The following is a 6,421-nucleotide window of genomic DNA, read 5'->3' as shown; positions in this document are numbered from 1 at the left end:
TTTGGATCCCGTGGTCAAGCCGCGGGATGACATTGTTATTTTTAGACACTATAATACCCAAATAACTATACCCCATACAAGCAATGCTAATCCCTACTATAGACCCGTGATAATGAGCAGGGATACTACATTTATACCTGAGATATTCATCGCTATAAGTCCGCCAAGTAGGAATAAAGTAATGGAGTAGAGTAAGATGGTTTTGATGATAGAGTATGTCATGCCCGCGTAAGCAGGAATCCATTCTTTTTTTTCTGGATTCCCGCCTTCGCGGGAATGACATAAAAATACCAACTCAAACCCCATACCGACCAAACATAAAACAGGAGCAAGACCGCCTAGATATTTCATATGATTTGTATAAAATTCTTTGAAGGCTCCATCGATAATGTCATAAGACGCATGACCGAATATAGCAATAATGCCGAAAATAAAATTTAAATAAAGTAAGAAAAGATAGAATTTTTGAAATTTCAATTCTCTAGCTATTAACTCTCTAAATAAACTAACCCAAATAAATATTAATATTTGAGTATATATAAATTGTAGTAAATGACCTCCGCTCCAAAAAAGTAATTCATAATAAAATTCTATCTCGATAGGAATAATTTGGATAATGTTTTGCAAACCATTATAAGACCATCCAAAACAAACAAAGCTTAAAATAAACATTATAATAGTCGATAATACGGTAAAATTAACTAGACTATTTAAGTTCATCCAATCGAAGAAATATAAAATATTTATAGCATATAATAGTAGCGTAACACCAAATAAGCTTAACCCCAAAATAAATACGATATTTTCAAGCATCGGTATATAATTATTCATCACCGGATTATGCCCTGCTATTGGGGAGATGGCTATAAGTATCGTGCTTAGGAAAGCAAGTTTGCATAGTATGTCATTCCCGCGAAAGCGGGAATGACAAAGAGGGTTGCGAGAATGACATAGACCAAACACTAGCCGTAACGGACAACAACCAAACTAATACCGATAAATTAACATGAATAATTAAAGCAGATTTGAAAATATGAGGATTTGGAAAAAAGCTTGATAATTGCGGGGTACGTAATACCACCAAAATAATTGAATATAAACCTGCAAACCCCAAGGATAAAATACCAAGCTTAAGCCAAGAGATAGTTAAGCTATTATTTTGTGATTGATTGGTAGAATTCATAACTACACGCGAGTTTCGTATTAAGATGCCTAAATTATGATTAATGAATATGCTATAATGCTTATCCTTTCAAGGTTTGTAAGAGGTGTGACAAGTTTTACAATTTAATAGTTATAGTCAAAAAAGTCAATTTACTAAAAATTTATGCAGTTTTAAGTACATTTAATAACAAAAACAATATTACTAATATCCTCGTAACCCAGTTACTATCAGCTATTCAGTTCCTCTATTAATACGAAACTCGCGTAACTACAGGTAAATATTAAATATAATCTACAAATAGCTCACGGTATTTAAATAAGCAATATTTCTTTATTTGCTTTAGAAGTTAACATACGATATTAATAAGTCAATCAAAAGTTAATAGTTAGACATGACTAACAACCCACGCATCGGTATAGGCGCTATAGTTTTTAATAGCAAAAATGAGATTTTACTAGGCAAGCGTATTGGTTCTCACGGTGAATCTAGTTATGCTCCTGCCGGTGGACCATAATTTCCCTCTATTAATAAAAATAAACCAAAATGTAATACCATTTATGTTAAATGAACAACACTAATAATTAGTATTAATTCAATATTTTAAATATTGTTGCATTTGTGCTTCAATAATATAATTTTATCATTTATTTTATCGTCTCAATGAGTTTTTTAACTCCCTCGACTGACTTATCAAATAGTGCTTTTTCCTCTGCAGTTAACTGTAGTTCTATTACTTTTAGAACACCTTCTTTACCGATAATAATAGGTACTCCGACATATAAATCATGTACGCCGTACTCACCTTGTAAATAAGAGGTACAAGTTAGAATTTGACGTTTATCTTTTAAATATGCTTCAAGCATTTCTATTGCTGAGGCTGCGGGAGCATAATAAGCAGAACCTGTTTTAAGTAATGCAACAATCTCACCGCCGCCGTTTCTAGTACGATCAATTATTTTTTCAATACGCTCATTACTTGATAAGCCCATTTTTATCAAATCAGGTATCGGTACACCTGATATTGTAGAATATCTTGCAAGAGGTACCATTGCATCACCATGACCGCCGAGAACCGTGCTATTAACATTGCTAACCGATACTTTAAATTCTTCAGCAAGAAAAAGATTAAATCTTGATGAGTCAAGTACGCCTGCCATACCTATTACTTTATTATGAGGTAGCCTGCTTTCTTTAAGCATGACATATACCATAACATCAAGTGGATTGGTAATTACTATTACAAAGGCATCAGGAGCGTATTTTTTAACATTCTCTGCAACCGTTTTCATAATACCGGTGTTAATGCTAATTAAATCGTCTCTACTCATCCCTGGTTTTCTTGGTAAACCGGCAGTAATAATTATGGTATCAGATCCTTCAATATCTTTATAGTCGTTTGTGCCTTTTATTTTGATATCAGACCCGGCTATTGTACCGGCTTGCATGAGATCCAATGCTTTTCCTTGCGATACTCCTTCAGCCACATCAAATAACACGATATCGCCGAGTTCTCTAAGGCTAATTAAGTGAGCAAGCGTACCACCTATGTTACCGCTACCTATTAATGAGATTTTTGGATTTTTTTTCATTACTCCCTCTACAAATATTAAATATCCTATTACTATATTACAAATACATTCAAGAAAAAAGAATTTTTAAATTATATTGTTAATTGGTTAATTTTTATGAATTAACCATTCACATTGACTTTGATTAAAATAGATTAATATAATGCCGAGTCAAAAATACCATGAAACATGGAATTTTAATAAAATAACTATGCCTAAAATTTCTAAGTTGATAAATATTATTAAATCTTGTGTGGGAAAGGGGAGTAATACAAAAGAATGTAAAACCGTTCCAGATGTGTTTCACGATTTATGCGTTAGTATTAACAATAGTCTTAATAGCAAGAACAGTAAAGATGTAAGCTTTGATACGGTAGATAGCCCAGAAAACAAAAGTACCCTACATTATATAACTGACTTAGCAGATCTTAAAAAGTTACTTCAAAAAGGTATTGATCCTAATATATGAGATGAGAATGATAAAACAGCTTTAGAGGTTACAGGTAATTTTAAAAAAGCCAAAATGTTACTTGAATATGGTGCTACGGTGAATGACTATAAACAGATGGGTGAAGTATTACATTACAATGCATAATAATGCTAATACTAATTTTACAAAAGCAAATTTAACGCGAGTTTCGTATTAATAGAGGAACTGAATAGCTGATAGTAACTGGGTTACGAGGATATTAGTAATATTGTTTTTGTTATAAAATGTACTTAAAACTGCATAAATTTTTAGTAAATTGTCTTTTTTGACCATAACTATTAAATTGTAAACTTGTCACACCTCTTACAAACCTTGAAAGGATAAGGATTATAGCATATTCATTAACCATAATTTAGGCATCTTAATACGAAACTCGCGTTAATTGGTAAAAAAGACCGACTAATCCAATATTCAGCAACTTTACAAAAATCATCGACAAAACAAAATAATGCGGTAATATATTTCTTCAAGGGGATACTCTTGTTTTTTTTGCTAAAAACTTATATAGAATATCTTCTATCCCTTGTAAATACTTCCATTCCTACCTCTTTTAATCCAGAATTCGGGTTAAGAGTATATGTTGACAGATTACAGAGCTTAAAAAATAAATATGAAAAAGCAAAGGATAGCAGCCAAGCTGTTTCAAAAATAATATTAGATTATATTGAAAATCAAGAGAGTGATGGTTTAAAAGCTAAACTTGTTATTACTTGTCAAAATCTAGGGTTAATCGAAGATTATTCGGAAGTAGCTCAAGAAAATGCAGTATATAAGTGCTTGGATGAGGCTTTTGATTTGCTTGATCAAGGACTAAAGAACCCTCAGCTATAAGCTGAGGGGTTATAAAGTGGAATCGATTAGAAATCGATCATCATTCACAGGTTCACCTTCCTGTTCATCAATATAGCGCTGTATCATTTCATCAGTTATATTACCTGAACTGACCGCCATATAGCCCCTAGCCCACAAATGATTGCCCCAAAATTGTTTTCTTAAATGAGCAAATTCTTGCAATAAAATTCTTGAGCTACTACCTTTTAAATACTGTACTAACTTGCTAAGAGATATTTGTGATTTATATGAGATAAACATATGCACGTGATCACATGATATTTTCCCTGAAATTATATATACTTCATGTTCCATACAAATCTGCCTTAGTAAATCTCTAGCCCTTTCCGCTACTTTGCCTATCAATACTCTCTTCCTATATTTTGGTATCCATATAAGATGTACTTTTAAATCATACTGACTATGACTATTCTTTCTATAACTTCTCATGTTTCTTGATATAAATTCATTGCTAAAGCAATTTCATTATATCTTCCCTTCGCCTGAAGGCGAGGGATTTCTTATCCCCGAAGGGGGACATTAATAGGAGAAGATGCTCAAAATACATTAGTTTGATCAACTATTACGTGGATCGATTTCACGATTGTCACTAATGGTCAAGCCGACCTTGTTGTATGGTTTGATGTCATTCCTGCGTGGATTGGTTTTCCCGTCATTGCGAGGAAAAATTGAAAATTTTGACGAAGCAATCCAGTTTAAAAATGCTAATCTTTAGCATCTTTTTATTTTTTACTGGATTGTCACGCAGCCTACGGCTTGCGTAGCTCATGACGATTAGGTATCAACGCAAGCAAGCCTTCACAGGAATGGATACCCTTACCAACGTTGTATCATCTTATTATAATATTTTGATAAAACTTTCACGCCATATAGCCATAATAGACATACGATTACAAAGCTAAACATCAATAAGCCGGCTATGTCGTTATGTACGGCGTTCGGGAAAATACTAAAGGATATGAATTGAATAATAGCACCTATTGATTTACCGATTTTAGTACCCATAACATCAACGGCAGCTTTACCTTTGGTCTTCATTTCACTATCGAGCGGAATATATACCATTTCTTTAGTAGCATCAAAAAGTGAATATTTTACGGATTTGGAAAGTATATGCCAAAGTCCGCCGATAAAAACTATAACGACAAGCGGCGAACTATAGCCGAGAGTATTTACGATATTTCCTAGATGATTTTCAAAAACCGTGAATGAAAAGAACATAACACCTGCTCCAAACATCATAATCGGTGTTATAATAGCTCCCCAAAACCAGCCGCATATTCTAATTAAACTACTTCCTAAAAACGCACTAACTAACGTGAGTACTCCCGTCCCAAAAAACACTTCACCGTGATAGGATATAAAATCCTTTGTAGCAGGATAGAGTTGTTTTACTTTTGACATCCATAATCCTTCTATTAGGCTAATACTCATAGAATAAGACATTACAAGAAGACAAATAAAACCGAGATATCTAGAAGTCAATATTACTTTTGCACTTTCGACCAAGCTTAATTTTAATATATCCGTTCTTTGATTTTTAAATTTAATATTTTTGTCAGCTTCTACGACTGATTTATCAATAAATTTATGAAGAGCTAGACAAATTAATCCGGATATTAAAATAACCATAATAAAAGACTTTAAAAGGATTTCATTTGTATCGTTTAGATGAGAAAATAAAGGTAATAAGAAATGCTCGCTCTTAGCAAAATAAATAATTACGGTTCCTGAGATGAGTAAATTAGTTTGTCCAAATAAAGTAAAAAATGAGTAAAACCTCGGTGCTTCTTCGACTTTAGTAATTTTATTCGCAAGCTGCCAATATAAAAGAGTAAAAACTATAACCGGCCATAATTCGCCCATAATATAAAACAATACCAAGCTCCATTGTCCCCAGATTATTAAAAACCACTTTAAATGGGGAAGAAGGGTTATATAATGTTTAACTAATTCGGGATCGGGATGAAAAAACTCTCTGTACGGAAATAAAATAAAACCAAAAATTGCGAAGAAAAATAAAAAAGTACCGGTAATTATCCTAAAAACCTGCTCTGTTGTCATAATATTACAGAGTTTAGAATAAAGGATAACAAATAAAATTCCCATCGGCATTTCGCCCCAAAGTTTGATAAAACTCAATACTTCCGAGCTAATTAAGGTAACAACAAAACTATCTTTAATACTACGAACTAAGTTTTGATTAAGTAGAATAAAAAACATTAGTAAAGCCATCGGGATGAATTTAGTTAATTCATACGATCTAATCGGCCATACTATATGCCTAAATTTACTGTTTCTGGCTTTATTCCAAATTGTGAAGTTAGAATCCACGGCATCCATTGA

6 protein-coding genes and 3 pseudogenes are annotated in these 6,421 nt (G+C 32.7%); 3 read left to right on the top strand and 6 right to left on the bottom strand.

Features of this window, described 5'->3' with window-relative positions; translation table 11 throughout:
• The 3 genes and pseudogenes from REIS_RS17000 to REIS_RS16990 form a co-directional block, all read right to left on the bottom strand.
• Positions 1-210, bottom strand: a pseudogene (locus REIS_RS17000) (hypothetical protein); the annotation flags it as partial.
• Between the two features lie 74 nt (positions 211-284).
• A pseudogene (locus REIS_RS16995) lies at positions 285-897 on the bottom strand (hypothetical protein); the annotation flags it as partial.
• Between the two features lie 7 nt (positions 898-904).
• Entirely contained in the window at positions 905-1,183 is a 279-nt protein-coding gene (locus REIS_RS16990) for a hypothetical protein (RefSeq protein ID WP_187767761.1), read from the bottom strand.
• A gap of 373 nt (positions 1,184-1,556) precedes the next feature.
• On the opposite strand from REIS_RS16990, the pseudogene REIS_RS02835 reads away from it, so the two are divergent.
• A pseudogene (locus REIS_RS02835) lies at positions 1,557-1,673 on the top strand (ADP-ribose pyrophosphatase); the annotation flags it as partial.
• A gap of 136 nt (positions 1,674-1,809) precedes the next feature.
• Here REIS_RS02835 and mdh read toward each other — a convergent pair.
• Entirely contained in the window at positions 1,810-2,754 is a 945-nt protein-coding gene (mdh, locus tag REIS_RS02830; RefSeq protein ID WP_008579750.1) for a malate dehydrogenase, read from the bottom strand.
• Positions 2,755-2,944: 190 nt separating this feature from the next.
• Between mdh and REIS_RS02825 the strand changes: the two genes are divergently transcribed.
• On the top strand, positions 2,945-3,202 hold the full coding sequence (locus REIS_RS02825) for a hypothetical protein (protein ID WP_241760915.1): 258 nt from the start codon (positions 2,945-2,947) through the stop codon (positions 3,200-3,202).
• Between the two features lie 510 nt (positions 3,203-3,712).
• The gene (locus tag REIS_RS12285) at positions 3,713-4,054 is read left to right on the top strand and encodes a hypothetical protein (RefSeq protein WP_081819134.1); all 342 of its coding nucleotides are present in this window, start codon (positions 3,713-3,715) and stop codon (positions 4,052-4,054) included.
• A gap of 9 nt (positions 4,055-4,063) precedes the next feature.
• On the opposite strand, the gene tnpA is transcribed toward REIS_RS12285, so the two are convergent.
• Together tnpA and tlc2 are read right to left on the bottom strand one after the other, a co-directional pair.
• Positions 4,064-4,504, bottom strand: coding sequence for an IS200/IS605 family transposase (tnpA, locus tag REIS_RS02815; RefSeq protein WP_008579324.1), 441 nt, complete (start codon positions 4,502-4,504; stop codon positions 4,064-4,066).
• A gap of 387 nt (positions 4,505-4,891) precedes the next feature.
• Positions 4,892-6,418, bottom strand: coding sequence for a nucleotide exchange transporter Tlc2 (gene tlc2 / locus REIS_RS02810; protein ID WP_008579745.1), 1,527 nt, complete (start codon positions 6,416-6,418; stop codon positions 4,892-4,894).
• Between the last annotated feature and the right edge of the window lie 3 nt (positions 6,419-6,421).

The sequence above is a fragment of the Rickettsia endosymbiont of Ixodes scapularis genome (genome assembly GCF_000160735.1).
Taxonomy (GTDB): Bacteria; Pseudomonadota; Alphaproteobacteria; order Rickettsiales; family Rickettsiaceae; genus Rickettsia; species Rickettsia tamurae.
This window is presented reverse-complemented; position numbering and strand designations above follow the sequence as displayed.

What these genes read in the sequence shown, in the direction of transcription:
- tnpA (WP_008579324.1), bottom strand. Translation starts at nt 4,504, where the DNA reads ATGAGAAGTTATAGAAAGAATAGTCATAGTCAGTATGATTTAAAAGTA.
- tlc2 (WP_008579745.1), bottom strand. Translation starts at nt 6,418, where the DNA reads ATGGATGCCGTGGATTCTAACTTCACAATTTGGAATAAAGCCAGAAAC.
- REIS_RS16990 (WP_187767761.1), bottom strand. Translation starts at nt 1,183, where the DNA reads ATGAATTCTACCAATCAATCACAAAATAATAGCTTAACTATCTCTTGG.
- mdh (WP_008579750.1), bottom strand. Translation starts at nt 2,754, where the DNA reads ATGAAAAAAAATCCAAAAATCTCATTAATAGGTAGCGGTAACATAGGT.
- REIS_RS02825 (WP_241760915.1), top strand. Translation starts at nt 2,945, where the DNA reads ATGCCTAAAATTTCTAAGTTGATAAATATTATTAAATCTTGTGTGGGA.